Annotated in this window: 15 protein-coding genes; 4 read left to right on the forward strand and 11 right to left on the reverse strand. The window is 72.7% G+C overall.

Annotated features, from left to right (window positions below; genetic code table 11):
- Window positions 1-114 precede the first annotated feature (114 nt).
- The 4 genes from GHR20_RS14635 to GHR20_RS14650 all read right to left on the reverse strand — a co-directional run bounded on the left by GHR20_RS14635 (window position 115) and on the right by GHR20_RS14650 (window position 8,560).
- Complete coding sequence (locus GHR20_RS14635; RefSeq protein ID WP_153813426.1) at window positions 115-1,818, reverse strand: serine/threonine-protein kinase; 1,704 nt, start codon at window positions 1,816-1,818, stop codon at window positions 115-117.
- A 164-nt stretch (window positions 1,819-1,982) separates the two neighbouring features.
- A complete protein-coding gene (locus tag GHR20_RS14640; RefSeq protein WP_153813427.1) occupies window positions 1,983-4,514 on the reverse strand; it encodes a protein kinase in 2,532 nt (843 codons plus the stop codon).
- Window positions 4,515-4,684: 170 nt separating this feature from the next.
- Window positions 4,685-6,634, reverse strand: coding sequence for a serine/threonine-protein kinase (locus tag GHR20_RS14645; RefSeq protein WP_153813428.1), 1,950 nt, complete (start codon window positions 6,632-6,634; stop codon window positions 4,685-4,687).
- Window positions 6,635-6,850: 216 nt separating this feature from the next.
- On the reverse strand, window positions 6,851-8,560 hold the full coding sequence (locus GHR20_RS14650) for a glycerol-3-phosphate dehydrogenase/oxidase (RefSeq protein ID WP_153813429.1): 1,710 nt from the start codon (window positions 8,558-8,560) through the stop codon (window positions 6,851-6,853).
- A 282-nt stretch (window positions 8,561-8,842) separates the two neighbouring features.
- Between GHR20_RS14650 and GHR20_RS14655 the strand changes: the two genes are divergently transcribed.
- Complete coding sequence (locus tag GHR20_RS14655; protein ID WP_111586119.1) at window positions 8,843-10,051, forward strand: nucleotide sugar dehydrogenase; 1,209 nt, start codon at window positions 8,843-8,845, stop codon at window positions 10,049-10,051.
- Between the two features lie 110 nt (window positions 10,052-10,161).
- Here the strand turns inward: GHR20_RS14655 and GHR20_RS14660 are convergent, their stop codons facing one another.
- From GHR20_RS14660 to GHR20_RS14675, 4 genes are all read right to left on the reverse strand, one after another.
- Complete coding sequence (locus tag GHR20_RS14660; RefSeq protein WP_111586118.1) at window positions 10,162-11,286, reverse strand: GuaB3 family IMP dehydrogenase-related protein; 1,125 nt, start codon at window positions 11,284-11,286, stop codon at window positions 10,162-10,164.
- A 105-nt stretch (window positions 11,287-11,391) separates the two neighbouring features.
- A complete protein-coding gene (gene guaB / locus GHR20_RS14665) occupies window positions 11,392-12,894 on the reverse strand; it encodes an IMP dehydrogenase (RefSeq protein WP_111586117.1) in 1,503 nt (500 codons plus the stop codon).
- Window positions 12,895-13,044: 150 nt separating this feature from the next.
- A complete protein-coding gene (locus GHR20_RS14670; RefSeq protein ID WP_111586116.1) occupies window positions 13,045-13,632 on the reverse strand; it encodes a sigma-70 family RNA polymerase sigma factor in 588 nt (195 codons plus the stop codon).
- 485 nt (window positions 13,633-14,117) lie between these two features.
- Complete coding sequence (locus GHR20_RS14675) at window positions 14,118-14,729, reverse strand: response regulator transcription factor (RefSeq protein WP_003948568.1); 612 nt, start codon at window positions 14,727-14,729, stop codon at window positions 14,118-14,120.
- Window positions 14,730-15,109: 380 nt separating this feature from the next.
- On the opposite strand from GHR20_RS14675, the gene GHR20_RS14680 reads away from it, so the two are divergent.
- A complete protein-coding gene (locus GHR20_RS14680) occupies window positions 15,110-15,439 on the forward strand; it encodes a WhiB family transcriptional regulator (protein ID WP_111586115.1) in 330 nt (109 codons plus the stop codon).
- A gap of 220 nt (window positions 15,440-15,659) precedes the next feature.
- On the opposite strand, the gene GHR20_RS14685 is transcribed toward GHR20_RS14680, so the two are convergent.
- Complete coding sequence (locus GHR20_RS14685; protein WP_111586114.1) at window positions 15,660-16,562, reverse strand: LysR family transcriptional regulator; 903 nt, start codon at window positions 16,560-16,562, stop codon at window positions 15,660-15,662.
- Window positions 16,563-16,642: 80 nt separating this feature from the next.
- Here GHR20_RS14685 and GHR20_RS14690 point away from each other — a divergent pair, with 80 nt between their 5' ends.
- A complete protein-coding gene (locus tag GHR20_RS14690; protein ID WP_148026555.1) occupies window positions 16,643-17,311 on the forward strand; it encodes an MOSC domain-containing protein in 669 nt (222 codons plus the stop codon).
- 63 nt (window positions 17,312-17,374) lie between these two features.
- Entirely contained in the window at window positions 17,375-18,148 is a 774-nt protein-coding gene (locus GHR20_RS14695; RefSeq protein WP_153813430.1) for an SDR family oxidoreductase, read from the forward strand.
- 221 nt (window positions 18,149-18,369) lie between these two features.
- Here GHR20_RS14695 and groL read toward each other — a convergent pair whose 3' ends face one another.
- Both groL and groES read right to left on the reverse strand, forming a co-directional pair.
- Window positions 18,370-19,998: a chaperonin GroEL gene (gene groL, locus GHR20_RS14700; protein WP_111586111.1), complete on the reverse strand. Its 1,629-nt coding sequence runs from the start codon at window positions 19,996-19,998 to the stop codon at window positions 18,370-18,372.
- A 122-nt stretch (window positions 19,999-20,120) separates the two neighbouring features.
- Window positions 20,121-20,429 (reverse strand): co-chaperone GroES, encoded by a 309-nt coding sequence (gene groES, locus GHR20_RS14705; RefSeq protein WP_037657627.1) that lies wholly within the window; start codon window positions 20,427-20,429, stop codon window positions 20,121-20,123.
- Window positions 20,430-20,628 lie beyond the last annotated feature (199 nt).

Consider the following 20,628-nt stretch of genomic DNA (forward strand, 5'->3'; position numbering starts at 1 on the left):
TCATGCCGCAACGGACCCATCCGCTCCGGGGCTCCGATCGGCCAAGCCGCACCGTTCAGTGACTCGTTTTCAGCCGTTTCAGTCGCAAAGAGCACCCGTTCGGCTCTGCGCCGGTCATCTCGTCCGACCCGGCTGCTGCCAGCTCTGGAGCAGCCACTTGAACTGCTTGCCGGTCTTCGGCCAGTCGGCGGCGGGCCCGGACATGTAGACGGCGTACTCGACGCCGTCGCGCGAGAAGTACGTCTCCTCGACGGCGTGCCGCGGTCCGGCCACGTACGGCGGGTCCTTGGCCAGCGCGGTCCAGGTGTACTCCCACAGCGAGCCCGTCCGGTCGCGGTAGACGTTCGGCTTGAGAGTCACCCGCCGGTAGTCGACCAGCCGTTGGAGCTGCTGCTCCAGGTCCTTCTGGTGTGCGTAGGCGTCGGCGAAGTCCGGCGAGGTGTCGATGGATATCCGGACGAGGTGCTTGCCGCCGTCGGGGGTGTAGTCGATCTGCTTCAGGGGGCCGTTGATGCCGTAGATCTGCCGCGTCCAGCCCTTGGGCAGGGAGATGCTGAAGCCCAGCGGGTCGTGGTGGGTCTCCCAGCTGTCCGGGACCGTGCCGGTGTCCGTGTCCTGGTCGCCGCCGGGGCTCGCCGAGGAGGCGGGGCCGGGCTTCGTGCCGTCGTGCGCCGCGGTGTCGTGCCGCGCGTCGTTCCACTGCTGGAAGCCCACCGCGGCACCGCCGCCGAGCACCGCCGCGGCGGCGACGACCAGCGCGAGCGTGCGCAGCTTGCGCCGGGGCCTGCCCGCCCGCCCGCCGCCGGGACCGCCCGCCACCGGACCCACGGCGGTGGGCCCGGTGGCCGGAGGACCCGGAACCGTGCCGGGTCCCGCCGGAGCCGCCGCGGCCGCGCCGGTCGCGGACCGGTCCGCCGCGCCCAGGGTGCCGTAGCCGCCGGTGTCCCCCGGGCCGCGCACGCTGGAGGTCTGGGTCGGCACGTACGCCTGCGCGGCGTTCGGCCGCCGGCCCTCCGCGGCCTCGGCGAGCATCTGCTCGGCCTCCTCCGCGCCCGGCCGCCGCTCCGGCTCCTTGCGCAGCAGCGCGGAGATGACCGGACCGAGCGCCCCGGCGTTGACCGGCTGTGCGGCCTCCTCCTCGACGACCGCCTGCATGGTGCCCAGCGGCGAGGTGCGGCGGAACGGCGAACGCCCCTCCACCGCCGTGTACAGCGTCGCGCCCAGCGCCCACAGGTCGGAGGAGGGGCCGGGGTCGTGGCCGCGCACCCGCTCCGGCGCGAGGTAGTCGACCGAGCCGACGACCTCTCCGGTACGGGTGATGGTGGAGTCGCCCTCGATCTGGGCGATGCCGAAGTCGGTGAGCAGCACCCGCCCGTCGCTGCCGAGGAGAACGTTGCCAGGCTTCACATCGCGGTGCAGCACCCCGGCGGAGTGCGCGGCGCGCAGCGCCCGCAGCACCCACAGTCCGATCCGCGCGGCCTCCCGGGGCTCGATGCTCCCCTGCTCCTTGACCGCGTCCGCCAGCGAGTTGCCCTCGACCAGCTCCATCACGATCCAGGGGCGGCCGTCGTGGTCGAGGACGTCGTGCACGGTGACGACCGCGGAGTGGTTGATGCGCGCCGCGGCCCGCGCCTCGGCCCGGGTACGGGCCAGCAGGACGACCCGGTCGCCGTCGGAGACGTAGAGCGCGGCGGTCAACTCCTTGACGGCGACAGTGCGGTGCAGCACTTCGTCGTGCGCGCGCCACACCCGGCCCATGCCGCCGCTGCCGATGGATTCGGCAAGCCGGTAGCGGCCCGCTATGAGCAGGCCCTGCATCTGATTCACGTTGCCCCGCAATGCTCTTGTCAGGGGTCAGACTAAGGACCGGCCCGTTCGCAGGGAACAAGCGGGGTCCCAAGGAAACCTCACTGTGACGATGGTCATTTCCGCGTGGGAACGGGAACCGGCGCGCCGGGCCGGGGCCGTTGCGTACGCCACGCTCAACCGGTGTAGCGGTACGTCGCGGTAGCTTCCTCGTACAGTCTGCTCACCTCGTCCCGGTCGGCGTCCGGGCCGCGGACCTGGAGGATGTGGTACCGACCGTTCAGCAGGATCGCCATGTTGCGTACGTAAAGATCGCGGCCCTGCCCGTCGGTCCAGGTGAACTGCCCCTCGGCCATGGTCCGTCCGCCCACCTCGATGGTGCGCAGCCCGGTGGCGGTGGCCCAGCTGGAGTCCCGGTAGGGCTGGAGCTCGCGCTCCTTGTCCCGCTGATAGGCCATCGGATCGCTGCCGTACGCCGCGGAGCCGTCCCGTCCGGGTACGACCATCAGCTCGAAGTCGCCGTGTGCGTAGACGACTTCGCCGCTGCCGTTCTTCGGGGTGCGCGTCCAGCCCTTGGCGACGGCGATGTCGAAGCCCTCGGGGTCCTTGCGCAGGGTGAAACCGGCCGGCACGGAGGAGGTGCCGCCCGCCGTGGTGTCGGAGGCGGAGGGGTCCTGCGGGGAGCCGGAGGACGCGGGGGCCGACCGGCCGGCCGAGGGGGTGGTGCCGGTCCCGCTCGGCCCGTGCCCCGCGTGCTGTTTCGGCATGAACAGCATCGCGTACGCGACCGCGCCGGCCAGCAGCAGGAGGATCAGCACGAGCAGCGTCCGGCCGAGCCGGCTCGGTGTGCTCCCCTCCTCGCGGTCCCGCCTGTGCCGGGCGTGCGCGTCGGGCAGCCCGGCGCGGCGCCGCCGCACCAGTTCGCCCCGGCGCCGGACGATCGGCAGCCGCCGGGGGTCGGGCGGCACCGGCACCACCCGGGTACCGGCCTCCGGCTCGGGCGCGGACCGCACCAGCGAGCGCAGCCAGCCGCCGAGTTCCTCGAAGCCGGGCCGCTCGGTGGGGTCCTGACGCAGCAGGGACTCCACCACCGGCCGCAGCGGTCCGCACTCCTCGGCGTACGCGGGCGGCTCCGCGCACACCAACTGCACCAGTTCGGCGGTGGATTCCTCGGGGTAGGGGGCGTGCCCCTGCACCGCGCGGAACAACAGCGCGCCCAGCGCCCACAGATCGGTGGCGGGCCCGACCGGGGCCGCCAGCTGCCAGTTCTCGTGCACGGGCCCGGCCTGCTCCGGCGCCCACCGCTCGGTCACCGGCCCCACCACGGCCATCCGCGCCTGCCGCGCCCGCTCGGCCGCGAGCGCCCCGGCGGGCTGCCGCGCGCCGGTGGCGGGCGCCGCCTCGTCCCAACGGGCCTGCCCGCGCGGCGGTACGGCGGCGGCCGGGGTGTCGTGCCGCGCGGGTTCGAGACCGCGCGCCCCGGAATCCGGCGCCCCGTAGGGGCCGGCGGTCCGCGCGGGCGGGGGGACATCGGGGCGGGGGGCGGGTACGGCGGGGTACGGCGAGTCCGCCGGGGGGCGACGGGACGCCGGCGCGGCGGGGTACGGCGGCACCTCGGGGTGCGGCACCCCCAGGGGCCGCTGGGGATGCGGCGCCCCGTGCGGGTACGGCGCCGGCCGGGCCGTACCCTCGTTCCCGCTCCCGGCGGCCCGGCCGGCGGCCGTGTCGTCCTCGGCGGGCCGCCGGGCGCCGGGCAGTGCGGCGCGTTCGTCCTGCTGGGCCTCCTGCACCCGGGCCGCGGCGCGGGCGCCCGCCCGGTACGCGGCGATGGCACCGGCCCGCGCGGCACGGATGTCGGCGCCGCTCTCCAGCGCCCGCTGCCCCGCCGTACCGGCTGCCTGGGGACCGCCGGGCAGCTCGGGCCCGCCGGGCGCACCGGACACTCCTGGAACCCCCGGCACTCCGGGTGCGCCGGCCGCCCGTGCCTGGATGGCGGCGCGCCGCGCGGCCTCGGGGTCCACGGCGTCCGGCACAACGATGTCATCGGGCCGCGCGGCACCCGGCTGGACCTCGCCGCCGTCCTCCTCCGCCCCCGGCACCGGGTCGTACCCGCACAGCGCCTCCTCCGCGGCACCGGCGGCCAGGCCGGTCAGCAGGACGCGGCCGTCGTCGCAGACGAGGACCGTGCGGGCGGTGACATTGCGGTGGACCCAGCCGTGGGCGTGCAGGACGCGCAGGGCCATGAGGACGTCGGAGGCGACCTCGGCGGCGCGGTAGGGCGTGAGCGGGCGCTCGGCGAGGAGCGCGGACAGCGGGCGGGCGGCGACCCACTCGCTGACGATCCACAGCGACCCGCCCTCGGCGAAGACGTCGAAGACCTGGTCGAGGCGCGGGTGGTCGGGGATGCGGGCCGCGGCCTGCGCGGCCTCCACGGCGCGCCGCACCGCGGGCTCGGCGGGCCGGCGGGTCGCCGCCCGTGCGGCCGGTTCGGAACGCTCCCCGCGCCCGCGCGCGGTGAACCCGTCGGGCAGCCCGTCCGCGTCGAGCACCTCGGCCTCGACGACCTCGGGCAGCGGCACCTGACGGACCAGCACCTCCTGGCCGCTGTAGGTGTCGAAGGCGCGGGTGACGGCCGGTTCGTAGGCGTCGGACGGCGGCAGCGGCAGGCGGTAGCGGTCGGCCAGCACCCGGCCCGCGTAGTCGTCCATCGCGCCTCCCCCTCCCCGGGCCGCCCGGTTTGGTCACATCCGTTCGTCTCGTGGCCCGTTTCGCACCCGCATCCGGCTCCGTACGGTCCTCAACCATTCACGATACGTGCCGGAGGCAACCCGCACCGCGCGGTTGCCCGATTCCGGCGCCACGAACCGCCCCGGGGATCCTAGGACTTGGGCTTGAAGGACGCGGTCAGCGTCTTCCAGGTGTCCTTGCGCAGGTCGCCGTCCCAGTCGCCGGCCTTCGCGGTGTACATCAGCGCGTACCCGAGGTGGTCGTTCACCACGAAGCCGCGGTCGATGGTGCGGTAGCCGGTGCCGCCGTCGGAGTAGGTGAACTCCCAGTCGGCCGTGTTCCAGTTCCGGTAGTCCGCCTTCTCGATCCGGATCCGGTGGTACTGGGAGCGCACCATGTAGTGCTCCTGGCTCTTCCAGTCCGCCACCGGGTCGCCCTTGGGCGTGCCGGTCCAGGCCACGAGCAGCTTCTGCCCGTCGGGGCCGGTGTAGCGGTCGCCGGCCGATCCGTGCGACTGGTACGACCATCCCTTGGGCAGCCCGATCGAGTAGCCCTGGTCGCCCTCGCGGGTGGAGACGGCGGGCGCGCTCCCGGCGGCGGACGCGCTCGCGCCGGCGTCCTTGCCGGTGCCGGACCCCGTGGCGGTGGGCGCCGAACTCCCGCCGTCCGTACGGGTGCCGGCCGCCGGGCCCTTGCTCCGCCCCGCCCCGGCGGACGCGCTGGTGCCGGGCGTGGTCCGGGCGGCGCCCTTGTCGTCCTTGTCGTCACCGCCGCTGAGGGCGACGGCCAGCACGGTGCCGATCACCGCGAGGGCCACCACCACGGCCACGATCACCAGCGTGCGCCTGGGCACCACGTCCGTGAGCGAGGCCCGCGGCGCGGGCCTGGCCGGCCGGTCCAGGTCCGGCGGCGGCATCACGGGCCAGCCGGAACTGGGCTTCGCCGACGCGGCGTTGCCCGTCCGGTTCCCGGCCGGGTTCCTGGCGGAGTCCGACGCGGCGGCCGCCCCCGGGCCCTTGCCGGAGCCCCCGGCACCACCGGGAGCCGGCGCGGAATCGCCGTTCTTCGTCCGGGCCGCGTCCGCCGCGGCACCGGCCGCGGCCCCCGCCGCCGCCTTGCGCACCGAACGCAGCGCGCCGCGCAGCTTCTCCGCGGCCTCCTCGCCGCGCTTGCCCTCGCCGCCGGGCTGCGCCGGCAGCGGTACGACCCGGGTGGCGTCCAGCGGTTCCGGCTCGCGCGCGTGGATGACCTTGTTCAGCAGGGCGCGCGCCCCGGCGTCGTCGAGCCGCTCGTCCGGGTCCTTGGTGAGCAGGCCGTAGATGACGTCCCGCAGCGGGCCCGCGTTCTTGGGCTCGTCCAGCTGCTCGGTCATCACCGCGGTGAGCGTGGCGATCGCCGAGCCCTTGTCGTACGGCGGCACGCCCTCGACCGCCGCGTACAGCAGCCCGCCGAGCGACCACAGGTCGGCCGCGGGCCCCGGCTTGTGGCCGCGGGCGCGCTCCGGGGAGATGTAGGAGGGGGCGCCGACCAGCATGCCGGTCGAGGTGATGGACGGGTCGCCCTCGACCTGTGCGATGCCGAAGTCGGTGAGGACGACCCGGCCGTCGTCGGCGATGAGCACGTTGGACGGCTTGACGTCCCGGTGCAGGATGCCCTCGCGGTGGGCGGAGCGCAGCACGTCGAGGACGTCGAGGCCCACCTCGGCGGCGCGCCTGGGCTCCAGCACGCCGTCCTCGCGGATGACCTCGGCGAGGGACTTGCCCTCCACCAGCTCCATGACGATCCAGGGCCGGTCGTCCTCGTCGACCACGTCGAAGACCGTCACCGCGCTGTTGTTGCGGATGCGCGCGATCGCCTTGGCCTCACGCAGGGTGCGCGTGATCAGGCGCCGCTTCTCCTCCTCGTCGATGTTCGTCGGGAACCGCAGCTCCTTGACGGCGACGGTACGGCCGAGGGTCTCGTCCTCGGCGCGCCAGACCGTGCCCATGCCGCCGCGGCCCAGCACGTCTCCCAGCCGGTACCGCCCGGCGAGGAGACGCCGTCCGCTCTTGCCCTGCCGAGTCTCCTGACGAGATGTCCCCGCCCGCTCCGCGTCCGACATGCGTCCCCTCATGCAACCCGCCCTGACAGAGCCTCCATTGTCTCTCACCCGGCAAGTGCTCCACGCCCTGGGGCCCCTCCCCGGCCCGCCGCGAAGCTCCCCGAAGGCCCCCTTCGCCGTGACGGCATGACGGCCCGTGAGACCCCGGCGACCCGCGGTGCCGACCCTTCGGTCACACCCGGTCAAACCCCCTGCGCCGAGCCCCTGCGGCGCCCCTCAGCCGAGCGGCACGATGTCGGGCGCGCCCAGCCGTGCCGCGTCCGCCGTCAGGTCGTCGGGCTGTAGCTGGGACTCGCGTTCGGCCTCGACCCGCTTCTCGTAGTGGGCGACCTCGCGTTCGATCTGGTCCTTGTCCCAGCCGAGGACCGGTGCCATCAGCTCGGCGGCCTCGCGGGCGCTGCGGGTGCCGCGGTCGAAGGTCTCGATGGAGATGCGGGTGCGCCGGGTGAGGACGTCGTCCAGGTGGCGGGCGCCCTCGTGCGAGGCGGCGTAGACGACCTCGGCGCGCAGATAGTCGTCGGCGGCGCGCAGCGGTTCGCCGAGCGCGGGGTCCGCCTCGATGAGGTCGAAGATCTCCTCGGCCATCGAGCCGTACCGGTTCAGCAGGTGTTCCACCCGGACCGTGTGCAGTCCGGTGCGGGCGGCTATGCGGGCCCGCGCGTTCCACAGCGCCTGGTAGCCCTCCGCGCCGAGCAGCGGGGTCTCCTCGGTGACGCAGTCCGCGACGCGCCGGTCCAGGCCGTGCACCGCCTCGTCGACGGCGTCCTTCGCCATCACCCGGTAGGTGGTGTACTTGCCGCCCGCCACGACCACCAGGCCCGGCGCGGGATGGGCGACCGTGTGCTCGCGGGAGAGCTTGCTGGTGGCGTCGGACTCGCCGGCCAGCAGCGGCCGCAGCCCCGCGTACACCCCCTGCACGTCGTCGCGGCGCAGCGGCACCGCCAGCACCGAGTTGACGTGTTCCAGCAGGTAGTCGATGTCGGCGCTGGAGGCGGCCGGATGGGCCTTGTCGAGGTCCCAGCCGGTGTCGGTGGTGCCGACGATCCAGTGCCGGCCCCAGGGGATGACGAAGAGGACGGACTTCTCGGTGCGCAGGATCAGCCCGCTGGTGGAGTGGATGCGGTCCTTGGGCACGACGAGGTGGATGCCCTTGGAGGCGCGGACGTGGAACTGGCCGCGCTCGCCCACCATGGCCTGGGTGTCGTCGGTCCACACCCCGGTGGCGTTGACGACCTGCTGGGCGCGCACCTCGTACTCCCCGCCGCCCTCGACGTCCTGCACCCGGGCGCCGACGACCCGCTCGCCCTCGCGTAGGAACCCGGTGACGCGCGCCCGGTTGGCGACCCGCGCGCCGTACGACGCCGCGGTGCGCACCAGGGTGGCCACGAGGCGGGCGTCGTCCACCTGGGCGTCGTAGTACTGGAGGGCGCCGACCAGGGCGTCCTTGCGCAGGCAGGGGGCCACGCGCAGGGCCTGACCGCGGCTCAGGTGGCGGTGCACCGGCAGGCCCCGGCCGTGGCCGCGGGCCATGGACATCGCGTCGTAGAGCGCCACGCCCGAACCCGCGTACAGCCGCTCCCAGCCGCGGTGCTGCAAGGGGTAGAGGAACGGCACCGGTTTGACCAGGTGCGGGGCGAGCCGCTCCAGGAGCAGGCCGCGCTCCTTCAACGCCTCGCGGACCAGCGCGAAGTCGAGCATCTCCAGATAGCGCAGTCCGCCGTGGATGAGCTTGCTGGAGCGGCTGGAGGTGCCGGAGGCCCAGTCCCGGGCCTCGACCAGGCCGGTGGACAGTCCGCGGGTGACGGCGTCCAGCGCGGTGCCCGCGCCGACCACCCCGCCGCCGATCACCAGTACGTCCAGCTCGTGCTCGGCCATCGCCGCCAGTGCCTCGGCTCGCTGCACCGGTCCCAGGGTCGCTGTCCTCACCGCTGCCTCCCGCTGTCGCTGACTCGCTCGCGTCGGCCGCACCCGGAGGGCGAGGCCCGGTTCACCACCACCTCATGCCCAAATTCTGACCGGCATGGCCGACTTCAGCCACCACGCGCCCGCGGCCTGTGGACAACCAGCGCACATCCCCCGGGAGACACACGAACAGAATCCCACATAACGGTCATATTTACTCCTAGTGTGACAGTGCGCTCGTTCATCCTGTCCACAGCGGTTGCGCATCCGTTCCACTTCGGTTACTGGGAAGGACGGCCCACGCCAATGCCCGCAGACCTCGCCGTCATCGGACTCGGCCCCTACGGTTTGCCGCTCGCCCAGGCCGCGGTGGCCGCCGGCATCCCCACGCTCGGCTATGCCACCGGCCCCGAGGAGGGGCCGCTGAGCCCCGCCGAGCTGCGCCGGATGCACGCGGCCGGCTTCCGGCGCGCCACCGACCCCCTCCAGCTGGGCCGGGTGCGCACCGCGGTGATCTGCGCGCCCACCCCGCGCGGCGCCGACGGCGGCCTGGACCTCGGCCAGATCGAGACCGCCGCCCGCACCCTGGCCGGGCGGCTGCGCCCGAACACCACGGTCATCCTGGAGTCGCCGGTCCTGCCGGGCACGACCGAGGAATTCCTGTGTCCCCTCCTGGAGGAGGGCTCCGGACTGCGCGCGGGCCGCGACTTCCACCTCGCCTACTCCCCCAGCCGGGTGGACCCCGGCAACCGCGCGCACGTCCCGGCCGGCACCCCCAAGGTCATCGGCGGTCTCACCCCCGCCTGCACCGAGTCGGCCGCCGCCTTCTACGGGCGGCTCACCGACAAGGTGGTCCGGGCGCGCGGGCTGCGCGAGGCGGAGGCGGTGCAGCTCCTGGAGACCAACTTCCGGCACGTCAACATCGCGCTGGTCAACGAGATGGCCGTGCTCTGCCACGAACTCGGCGTGGACCTGTGGGACGTCATCCGCTGCGCCGAGACCAAGCCGTTCGGCTTCCAGGCGTTCCGGCCGGGCCCCGGCGTCGGCGGCCACGCCCTCCCGCAGGACCTCACCGGACACGCGAACCGCTCCCTGCGCATGGTGGAACTGGCCCAGCAGGTCAACAACCGGATGCCCGGGTACGTCGTCCAGCGCGCCGCGGCCCTGCTCAACGAGCACGGCAAGTCCGCCCGGGGCGCGCGCGTGCTGCTGCTCGGCGTGACCTACAAGGCGGACCTCCCCGACCAGCAGGGCGCCCCGGCCCGGGAGATCGCCGGCCGTCTGATGGAGCTGGGCGCGTCCGTGAGCTACCACGACCCCTACGTGCCCGCCTGGAGCGTCCTGGACCGGCCGGTCCCGCGCGTCGACTCCCTCTACGAGGCCGCCGCGGCCGCCGACCTGACGATCCTGCTCCAGCAGCACCGCACCTACGACCTCCAGGGCCTGTCGGTGAAGGCCCAGCTCCTCCTGGACACCCGCGGCGCGACCCCGACGGGGGCCGCGCACCGGCTGTGAACCGGTGCGGGCCCCCGCGGGATCACTCGGCCGAGGGCGCGTGCCGGAAGCGCAGGGGCCCGGCCACCGTGTCGGCGGCCGGGCCCCTGCGCGTCGTACGACGTCCCGGGTCAGCGCTTGTGCTGGCTGTCCGCGACCGTCACCTCGACCCGCTGGAACTCCTTGAGCTCGCTGTAGCCGGTGGTGGACATGGCGCGGCGCAGGGCGCCGAAGAGGTTCATCGAGCCGTCCGGGGTGTGGGACGGGCCGGTGAGGACCTCCTCGAGGGTGCCGACGGTGCCGAGGTCGACCTTCTTGCCGCGCGGCAGCTCCTCGTTGACCGCCTCCATGCCCCAGTGGTGGCCCTTGCCGGGCGCGTCCGTGGCCCGGGCCAGCGGGGAGCCCATCATCACCGCGTCGGCGCCGCAGGCGATCGCCTTGGGCAGGTCGCCGGACCAGCCGACGCCGCCGTCCGCGATCACGTGCACATAGCGGCCGCCGGACTCGTCCATGTAGTCGCGGCGGGCCGCGGCCACGTCGGCGACGGCGGTGGCCATCGGGACCTGGATGCCCAGCACATTGCGCGTGGTGTGCGCGGCGCCGCCGCCGAAGCCGACCAGGACGCCGGCCGCGCCGGTGCGCATCAGGTGCAGGGCGGCGGTGTAGGTGGCGCAGCCGCCGACGATCACCGGGACGTCCAGCTCGTAGATGAACTGCTTCAGGTTCAGCGGCTCGTGCGAGGAGGACACGTGCTCGGCGGAGACCGTCGTACCGCGGATGACGAAGATGTCCACGCCCGCGTCCACGACCGCCTTGGAGAACTGGGCGGTGCGCTGCGGGGAGAGCGCGGCCGCCGTGACCACACCGGAGTCGCGCACCTCCTTGATGCGCGCGCCGATCAGCTCTTCCTTGATGGGCGCCGCGTAGATCTCCTGGAGGCGGCGGGTGGCGCGCTCGGCCGGCAGCTCGGTGATCTCGTCCAGCAGCGGCTGCGGGTCCTCGTGCCGCGTCCACAGGCCCTCGAGGTTGAGCACGCCGAGGCCGCCCAGCTCGCCGATGCGGATCGCGGTGGCCGGGGAGACCACGGAGTCCATGGGAGCCGCCAGGAAGGGCAGCTCGAAGCGGTAGGCGTCGATCTGCCAGGCGATCGAGACCTCCTTCGGGTCCCGCGTACGGCGGCTGGGGACGACGGCGATGTCGTCGAAGGCGTACGCCCGGCGGCCGCGCTTGCCGCGCCCGATCTCGATCTCAGTCACGTCTGTGGCCTTTCCTGTTGCGTTTCAGCGCCTTCCAGTATCGCCGACGGGCACGGCAAAGGCGGCCCCGGATGCTCCCGGGGCCGCCCTCGGCGCGCTGTGGGACTACTTGGCGCTGTAGTTCGGCGCCTCGACCGTCATCTGGATGTCGTGCGGGTGGCTCTCCTTGAGGCCCGCCGAGGTGATCCGCACGAAGCGGCCCTTGGACTCCATCTCCTCGATGGTGGCCGCGCCCACGTAGCCCATGGTCTGGCGCAGACCGCCGACCAGCTGGTGCAGCACGTTGGCGAGCGGGCCGCGGTAGGGCACCTGGCCCTCGACGCCCTCCGGCACGAGCTTGTCGTCGGAGGCCACCTCGGCCTGGAAGTAGCGGTCCTTGGAGTACGACCGAGCCTGGCCGCGGGACTGCATGGCACCCAGCGAGCCCATGCCGCGGTACGACTTGAACTGCTTGCCGTTGATGAACAGCAGCTCGCCCGGCGACTCCTCGCAGCCGGCCAGGAGGCTGCCCAGCATCACGGTGTCGGCGCCGGCCGCGAGGGCCTTGCCGATGTCGCCGGAGTACTGCAGGCCGCCGTCGCCGATCAGCGGGATGCCCGCCTGGCGGGCGGCGCGGGACGCCTCGTAGATGGCCGTGACCTGCGGGACGCCGATACCGGCGACCACCCGGGTGGTGCAGATCGAGCCCGGTCCGACGCCCACCTTGATGCCGTCGACACCGGCGTCGATGAGCGCCTGGGCGCCGTCGCGGGTGGCGACATTGCCGCCGATCACGTCCACGCCGACGCTGGACTTGATCTTCGCCATCCAGCTCAGGGCGTTGCTGTTGTGGCCGTGCGAGGTGTCGACGACCAGGAAGTCCGCGCCGGCCTCGGCGAGCGCCTGGGCGCGCTCCAGCGCCTCGGGGCTCGCGCCGACGGCGGCACCGACGAGCAGACGGCCCTCCGCGTCCTTGGCGGCGTTCGGGTACTGCTCGGCCTTGACGAAGTCCTTGACCGTGATGAGGCCCTTGAGGACGCCCGCCTCGTCGACCAGCGGCAGCTTCTCGATCTTGTGCTTGCGCAGCAGCTCCATGGCCTCCGGGCCGGAGGTGCCGACCTTGCCGGTGACCAGCGGCATCGGGGTCATGACCTCGTGCACCCGGCGGCTGCGGTCGCTCTCGAAGGCCATGTCACGGTTGGTGACGATGCCGAGCAGCTTGCCGGCCGGGTCGGTGACCGGGACACCGCTGATGCGGAACTTGGCGCACAGCGCGTCGGCCTCGGCGAGCGTGGCCTCCGGGTGCACCGTGATCGGGTCGGTGACCATGCCGGACTCGGACCGCTTCACCAGGTCGACCTGGTTGACCTGGTCCTCGACGGAGAGGTTGCGGTGCAGGACGCCGACGCCGCCGAGGCGGGCCATGGCGATGGCCATGCGCGACTCGGTCACCTTGTCCATCGCGGCCGAGAGCATCGGGATGTTCACCCGGACGTTGCGGGAGATGCGGGACGAGGTGTCGACCGCGTTCGGGAGCACCTCGGAGGCGCCCGGCAGCAGCAGCACGTCGTCGTAGGTCAGCCCGAGTGTCGCGAATTTTCCGGGCACTCCGTCGACGTTGGCAGTCATGACACCTTCCCCAAATGGCCTTGCTCGGTGCGGATGTCCATGCTAACGGCAGGCATGGCCAGCAAATTCCACGGCGGAAGATCACCTTCGGCTTCGTATGTTCATACGGTTGTTCATACGGTGTTCACGAAGCCGCCGGGGCCGAGGCCGTCACTGCTCGGCGAGCGCCCGCAGCCGGCTCAGGGCCCGGTGCTGGGCGACTCGGACCGCTCCGGGTGACATTCCCAACATCTGTCCGGTTTCCTCCGCCGTGAGGCCCACCGCGATGCGCAGCAGCAGCAGTTCGCGCTGGTTCTCGGGGAGGTTGGCCAGCAGCTTCTTGGCCCACTCGGCGTCGCTGCTGAGCAGGGCGCGCTCCTCGGGGCCGAGGGAGTCGTCGGGCCGCTCGGGCATCTCGTCGGAGGGCACGGCGGTCGAACCCGGGTGGCGCATCGCGGCGCGCTGGAGGTCGGCGACCTTGTGCGAGGCGATGGCGAAGACGAATGCCTCGAAGGGGCGCCCGGTGTCCCGGTAGCGGGGCAGCGCGAGCAGGACGGCGACACAGACCTCCTGGGCGAGGTCCTCCACGAAGTGGCGCGCGTCGCCGGGCAGCCGCGACAGCCGGGTGCGGCAGTAGCGCAGCGCCAGCGGGTGGACATGGGCGAGCAGGTCGTGCGTGGCCTGTTCGTCCCCGTCGACGGCACGAAGCACGAGAGCACCGATCGGCCCCTGGGCCGTGCCCGCCTCGTCGTCGCGCATCGGTCCATGGTGCCCTGCGGCCGTCCGGTCCGTCGCATCGTGCTGATGGTTGTGCACCGAAGCGTTATGAGCAGGTGCGCCGGCACTCATCCCCTGCGCCCTCCCCTTCCGCTCGACCGACTCGTCCCCGAGAGACTCCACACCCTCAAGGATGCGGCATCCGCGCCGAAACGAGCAGCGCCCGTCCGGTGGGCCGCCTTGCATGCCGCCGTACGGCACGTCCTGGCGGAGCGTATGCGGTATCTTCCGGCCGGCCGCGGCGGACGCCGGCGCGCACGAACACGCCGGGGCGCGGAATCCGCCCGGGGCGTACGACATGGACGGCGCCGCCGGGAGCGGGGCGCGCGGCGCCGCTCGGGAGCCTGCCGGGAATCCGCTCGCCGCAACGGCGGGGAGCCCGGGCACCAGCGGCGGCGTCACGACGGCCCCCGGGAGCCGGGGGTCCGCCCGGCCCCGCGCGACGGGCGCGCGGGGCCCGCCGGGTGCTACCTGACCAGGCCCCAGCGGAAGCCGAGGGCCACCGCGTGGGCACGGTCCGAGGCGCCGAGCTTCTTGAACAGGCGCCGGGCGTGGGTCTTGACGGTGTCCTCGGAGAGGAACAGCTCACGGCCGATCTCGGCGTTCGAGCGGCCGTGGCTCATGCCCTCCAGGACCTGGATCTCCCGCGCGGTGAGCGTGGGCGCGGCGCCCATCTCGGCCGAGCGCAGCCGGCGCGGGGCCAGCCGCCAGGTCGGGTCGGCGAGGGCCTGTGTCACCGTGGCCCGCAGTTCGGCGCGCGAGGCGTCCTTGTGCAGATAGCCCCGGGCGCCGGCGGCGACCGCGAGGGCCACGCCGTCCAGGTCCTCGGCGACGGTCAGCATGATGATGCGTGCGCCGGGATCGGCGGACAGCAATCGGCGCACCGTCTCCACGCCGCCCAGGCCGGGCATGCGGACATCCATCAGGATGAGGTCGGAGCGGTCGGCGCCCCAGCGGCGGAGGACTTCCTCGCCGTTGGCCGCCGTCGTCACACGCTCGACACCGGGCACGGTCGCGACCGCGCGGCGGAGCGCTTCTCGGGCAAGCGGGGAGTCGTCGCAGACGAGGACGGATGTCATGACCGCCCTCCGCAGCTGATGCGCGTCACCTTGAGCCTCCAGGCTGGTACGGAATCTCACCTGTGCGGTCGACCGTCTCGGACGCCTGCCCGAGCGCTTGTGTTTTCAACCGCCTCCGCACTCTCAACGACGGTCACTCGAAAGAGTTACGGGGCTGCACACCGTCATCGGCACTCTACGTGAGGGCACCGACACGGTGCAGACATGCCCAACGGACCCTCAACTTTTCATCACAACCTATGCCCCATTCAGCTGCTTTTCTTCCCGTTTCGTAGTGTTCGGGGCTAGATTCGCAATGAGTCATATTTACATCTCCTTAGACCGGAGATGTACGGTCGTTGGCACCGTATCCGCCCAGAACGGCTACAAGGGGTCACGTAATGGCAGATTTCTCCCGCCTTCCCGGACCGAACGCGGACCTGTGGGACTGGCAGCTGCTGGCTGCTTGCCGCGGGGTGGACAGCTCGCTCTTCTTCCACCCGGAGGGCGAGCGCGGGGCGGCTCGGAGCGCTCGCGAGAACTCGGCCAAGGAGGTCTGCATGAGGTGCCCGGTCCGTGCGGAGTGCGCGGCGCACGCGCTTGCCGTGCGCGAACCGTACGGCGTCTGGGGCGGCCTGACCGAGGACGAGCGCGAGGAGCTGATGGGGCGGGCACGCAACCGCCTGGTGGCGGCCTCCACCACCAGCGGCGACACCGCCCATAGTCACTGAAGGAACGTTTCTGCACCCAGGGCCCGTCGGGTGCGGCCGATATCCCCCCACCTCGGGCACGCCGCGCGCGTGCCCGCGACTCTGCGCGGTTTCACGCCTTGGCGCCGCCCGGAGTCCTTCACCGGTCCGCTGCGCGGCTCACCGGATCCGCGCGCCGAGCGGCTTGCGCGCGTCTCACCGGTTCTCCCGCGCGCTCACCGGTCTTCTGCGCGGCGCGGTGTCACACCGCGCGGCCGGCCGCCCGCGCCAGCTGCTCCAGGGTCGCCGCGACCGCCGGCACCTGGGCCAGATCGGGCAGGGTGAGCGCGACGATCTCCCGTCGCACCGCCGGCTCCAGACGCACCGTGCGCACCCCGCGCGGCCGGACCGACTCCACCGCGAGCTGCGGCAGCACGGCCACGCCCAGACCCGCGCCGACCAGGCCGGCGACCGCCGGATAGTCGTCGGTGGCGAAGTCGATGCGCGGCGCGAACCCGGCGCCCTGGCAGACCTCCACCAGCTGGCCCCGGCAGCGCGGGCAGCCCGCGATCCAGGGCTCCTCGGCCAGCTCCCCGATGGCGACGCTCTCGGCGCGCGCGAGCCGGTGCCGCTCCGGCACCAGGGCCACCAGGCGGTCGCTCAGCAGCGGGCGGACGACCAGGTCGTCCCAGTCCTCGGTGACGGCCGCGCCCTCGTAGCGGAAGGCCAGGGCGAGATCGCAGTCGCCCTCGCGCAGCAGCTCGACGGAGCGCGGCGGTTCGGCCTCCTCCAGGGAGACACGGGTGCCGGGATGGGCGGCGCGCAGGGCGGCCAGGGCGGTGGGGACCAGGGTGGAGCTGCCGCTGGGGAAGGAGACCAGGCGGACCCGGCCGGCCCGCAGGCCCGCGATGGCGGCGACCTCCTCCTCGGCGGCGGTGAGCCCGGCGAGGATGCCGGAGGCGTGCCGGACCAGGGCCTCGCCCGCCTGGGTCAGCCGCATCTCGCGGCCCGCGCGGATCAGCAGCGGGGTGCCGACGGAGGTCTCCAGGGCCTTCATCTGCTGGCTGACGGCGGGCTGGGTGCAGCCCAGTTCACGCCCCGCAGCCGAGAAGGAGCCGGTGGCGGCGACGGCACGCAGGACACGGAGATGACGGGCCTCGATCACCCCGCAAGCATAAGGCCAGCTTGGAGACGGCGTCCAAAATTCGCTCGACGCTTTGAGTAACGATCCCGTACGGTGCGGGCATGAAGCTTCTCTCCGTCAATGTCGGGCAGGCCGGCCCGGTGCCGTACACCAGCCAGGCGGACGGCCTGACGGGCATCGACAAGAGGCCGGTCGAGGGGCCCGTGAGGGTGTCCGCGCCGGGTCCGAAGGGGACCGCGGGCAGCGGGCTGGCCGGGGACGCGGTGTGCGACCTGAGGCATCACGGCGGCGACGACCAGGCGGTGTACGCGTTCGCCCGCGAGGACCTGGACGACTGGGAGCGCGAGCTGGGCCGCACCCTGGCCAACGGCTGCTTCGGGGAGAACCTCACGACCGGCGGGCTCGACGTCTCCGGGGCGCTGATCGGCGAGTGCTGGCGGATCGGTCCGGCGGTGGTGCTCCAGGTGACCTCGGGCCGTGTCCCGTGCCGCACCTTCCAGGGCCATCTGGGCGAGCCGGGATTGATCCGCAGGTTCACCCGGAAGGCGGCGACGGGTGCCTACCTCCGGGTGATCGAGCCCGGTGAGATACGCGCGGGCGATCCGGTCGAGATCCTGCACCGCCCCGGCCACGGGGTGACGGCGGCGATGGAGTTCCGCGCGACAACCACCGAGCGGGAGCTGCTGCCCCGGCTGCTCGCCGCGGCCGAGGACCTGCACCCGGAGGCGCTGGCCGCGGCCCGCAAGTACGTCGCCGGACAGGCCCGCTGAGGGCCCGTCACCGCATGGCGGACACCGCGTGTCCGGATCGCCCGCGCTCACTAACCTTGGGTCATGACAACGGCTCTGATTACGGGATCGACCGCGGGGATCGGCGCCGCCTTCGCGCGGCGGCTGGCGGCTGACGGGCATGACCTCGTCCTGGTGGCCCGGGACGCCAAGCGGCTGCGCGAACAGGCGACCGAGTTGCACGACCGGCACGGCATCGAGGCGGAGGTGCTGCCCGCCGACCTCTCCGAGGACAAGGGCGTCGAGACCGTCGCCGACCGGCTCGGCGACCGCAAGAACCCCGTCGACCTGCTGATCAACAACGCCGGTTTCGGCAACAAGGGCCGCTATCTGGAAGTCTCCATGGCGGACGAGCTGACCATGCTCAAGGTGCACTGCGAGGCGGTGCTGCGGCTGACCTCGGCGGCGGCCGAGGCGATGCGCGAGCGCGGCCGGGGCGGGGTGGTCAATGTCGCCTCGGTGGCGGCCTTCGTGCCCCGGGGCACCTACGGCGCGTCCAAGGCGTGGGTCGTGCAGTTCACCCAGGGCGCGGCGCGGGACCTGGCCGGCACCGGGGTGCGGCTGATGGTGCTGTGCCCCGGATTCGTGCGCACCGAGTTCCACCAGCGGGCCGGGATGGGCACGGACAACATCCCCGGCTGGATGTGGCTGGACGCCGACAAGGTGGTCGCGGCGGCCCTCGCCGACCTGGCGCGCGGCAAGTCGCTGTCGGTCCCGGACCCCCGTTACAAGGCGCTGATGGGCCTGGTGAAGGTCACCCCGCGCGGCCTCCTCGGCGGGGTCACCTCCCGCACCGGGCGCAAGTACGGGCCCCAGTAGGCGCGGACGCGGGCGGGTGCCGGATCAGGGGGACGGCGACGCGCACCCTGGTCGGCCGGGACCGCTCGGACGCCGCGCACCCGCCCCCGACGGCGAGATCACCGAGACCTGGTGGCAGCGCGACCACCTGGGCCTGATGCGACAACCCCGACGGCGTACGGCAGCGCGAAGGCCCGGCACCCCGCGAGGGGGTACCGGGCCTTCGTACGGAGCGGTGGGGCTCAGTGGGCGTGGCCGTGGCTGTGGCCGTGGCCACCCGCGGCCTCCGGCTCCTCTTCCTTCTTCTCGACGACCAGGGTCTCGGTCGTGAGCAGCAGGGAGGCGATGGAGGCGGCGTTCTCCAGGGCGGAGCGGGTCACCTTGACCGGGTCGATGACGCCGGCCTTGACCAGGTCGCCGTACTCACCGGTGGCGGCGTTGTAGCCCTGCCCCTTCTCCAGGTCCTTGACCTTGGAGACGATGACGTAGCCCTCCTGGCCGGCGTTCTCGCCGATCCAGCGCAGCGGCTCGACGACCGCGTTGCGGACCACGGCGACACCGGTGGCCTCGTCGCCGGTCTTGTCGAGGTTGCCCTCGAGGACCTTGGAGGCGTGCACCAGGGCGGAGCCACCACCGGAGACGATGCCCTCCTCGACCGCGGCGCGGGTCGCGGAGATGGCGTCCTCCAGACGGTGCTTCTTCTCCTTCAGCTCCACCTCGGTGGCGGCGCCGACCTTGATCACGCACACGCCGCCGGCCAGCTTCGCGAGGCGCTCCTGGAGCTTCTCGCGGTCCCAGTCGGAGTCGGTGTTCTCGATCTCGGCCTTGATCTGCGCGACGCGGCCGTTCAGGTCCTCCGACTTGCCCGCACCCTCGACGATCGTGGTGTCGTCCTTGGTGACGGTGACGCGGCGGGCGGAGCCGAGCACGTCGATGCCGACCTGGTCGACCTTGAGGCCGACCTCTTCGGAGATGACGGTGGCGCCGGTGAGGACGGCCATGTCCTGGAGCATCGCCTTGCGGCGGTCGCCGAAGCCGGGGGCCTTCACCGCGACGGCGTTGAAGGTGCCGCGGATCTTGTTGACGACCAGGGTCGACAGGGCCTCGCCGTCGACGTCCTCGGCGATGATCAGCAGCGGCTTGGAGCCGGACTGGATGACCTTCTCCAGGAGCGGCAGCAGGTCCGCGATGGCGGAGATCTTGCCCTGGTGGATCAGGATGTACGGGTCGTCGAGGACGGCCTCCATACGCTCCTGGTCGGTCACGAAGTACGGGGACAGGTAGCCCTTGTCGAAGGCCATGCCCTCGGTGAAGTCCAGCTCCAGACCGAAGGTGTTGGACTCCTCGACGGTGATGACACCGTCCTTGCCGACCTTGTCCATGGCCTCGGCGATCAGCTCGCCGACCTGCTGGTCCTGGGCGGACAGCGCGGCCACGGCGGCGATGTCGGACTTCTCGTCGATCGGGCGGGCCGTGGCGAGCAGGTCCTCGGAGACGGCCTTGACGGCGGCGTCGATGCCCTTCTTCAGGGCGGCCGGGGAGGCGCCGGCGGCGACGTTCTTCAGGCCCTCGCGCACCAGCGCCTGGGCGAGCACGGTGGCGGTGGTGGTGCCGTCACCCGCGATGTCGTTGGTCTTGGTCGCCACCTCCTTCACCAGCTGCGCGCCGAGGTTCTCGTACGGGTCCTCGATCTCGACCTCGCGGGCGATCGTGACACCGTCGTTGGTGATGGTGGGGGCGCCGAACTTCTTGTCGATGACGACGTTGCGACCCCGGGGGCCGATCGTCACCTTCACCGTGTCGGCCAGCTTGTTGACGCCGCGCTCGAGGGCGCGACGGGCGTCCTCGTCGAACTTCAGGATCTTCGCCATGACAGCGGGAGCCCTCTCGAAATCTTGTGGGTAAAAGACGAACTGCGCCCCGGACGCCCGGCTTCGTTATCGGTCGCGGGGGCCAGGGGCGCAGCTCAGAGCAAAGGTTTGCTCGGGGTGAATTACTTCTCGATGATCGCGAGCACGTCGCGAGCCGAGAGGACGAGGAACTCCTCGCCGTTGTACTTCACCTCGGTGCCGCCGTACTTGCTGTACAGGACGACGTCGCCGACCTTGACGTCGAGCGGCAGGCGCTCGCCGTTCTCGAAGCGACCCGGACCGACGGCGAGGACGGCGCCCTCCTGGGGCTTCTCCTTCGCGGTGTCCGGGATGACCAGGCCAGAGGCCGTGGTCTGCTCGGCGTCGAGCGGCTGGACCACGATGCGGTCCTCGAGCGGCTTGATGGCAACCTTGGTGCTGGCGGTCGTCACGATCCGACCTCCCCCTTCGGAGATCTCACGGGGTTAACTGTCTGAGGTGGCGACCAGGTCGATCCGTCGTCGCGGGTGCCGGACCTGCCCGTCGCGTTGTTGGCACTCTCCAGTGGGGAGTGCCAGAGCCGAGACTATGACCGGGATTAGCACTCGGTCAAGCGGAGTGCCAATGCCGTGCGGCGCGTCGGCCGAAATC

Origin of the sequence: Streptomyces sp. SUK 48 (genome assembly GCF_009650765.1) — a bacterium.
GTDB lineage: Bacteria > Actinomycetota > Actinomycetes > Streptomycetales > Streptomycetaceae > Streptomyces.

Excerpts from the sequence above, each read along its gene's own strand:
- GHR20_RS14635 (WP_153813426.1), bottom strand. The coding sequence starts at position 1,818 with ATGCAGGGCCTGCTCATAGCGGGCCGCTACCGGCTTGCCGAATCCATC.
- GHR20_RS14640 (WP_153813427.1), bottom strand. The coding sequence starts at position 4,514 with ATGGACGACTACGCGGGCCGGGTGCTGGCCGACCGCTACCGCCTGCCG.
- GHR20_RS14645 (WP_153813428.1), bottom strand. The coding sequence starts at position 6,634 with ATGTCGGACGCGGAGCGGGCGGGGACATCTCGTCAGGAGACTCGGCAG.
- GHR20_RS14655 (WP_111586119.1), top strand. The coding sequence starts at position 8,843 with ATGCCCGCAGACCTCGCCGTCATCGGACTCGGCCCCTACGGTTTGCCG.
- guaB (WP_111586117.1), bottom strand. The coding sequence starts at position 12,894 with ATGACTGCCAACGTCGACGGAGTGCCCGGAAAATTCGCGACACTCGGG.
- GHR20_RS14670 (WP_111586116.1), bottom strand. The coding sequence starts at position 13,632 with ATGCGCGACGACGAGGCGGGCACGGCCCAGGGGCCGATCGGTGCTCTC.
- GHR20_RS14675 (WP_003948568.1), bottom strand. The coding sequence starts at position 14,729 with ATGACATCCGTCCTCGTCTGCGACGACTCCCCGCTTGCCCGAGAAGCG.
- GHR20_RS14680 (WP_111586115.1), top strand. The coding sequence starts at position 15,110 with ATGGCAGATTTCTCCCGCCTTCCCGGACCGAACGCGGACCTGTGGGAC.
- GHR20_RS14690 (WP_148026555.1), top strand. The coding sequence starts at position 16,643 with ATGAAGCTTCTCTCCGTCAATGTCGGGCAGGCCGGCCCGGTGCCGTAC.
- GHR20_RS14695 (WP_153813430.1), top strand. The coding sequence starts at position 17,375 with ATGACAACGGCTCTGATTACGGGATCGACCGCGGGGATCGGCGCCGCC.
- groL (WP_111586111.1), bottom strand. The coding sequence starts at position 19,998 with ATGGCGAAGATCCTGAAGTTCGACGAGGACGCCCGTCGCGCCCTCGAG.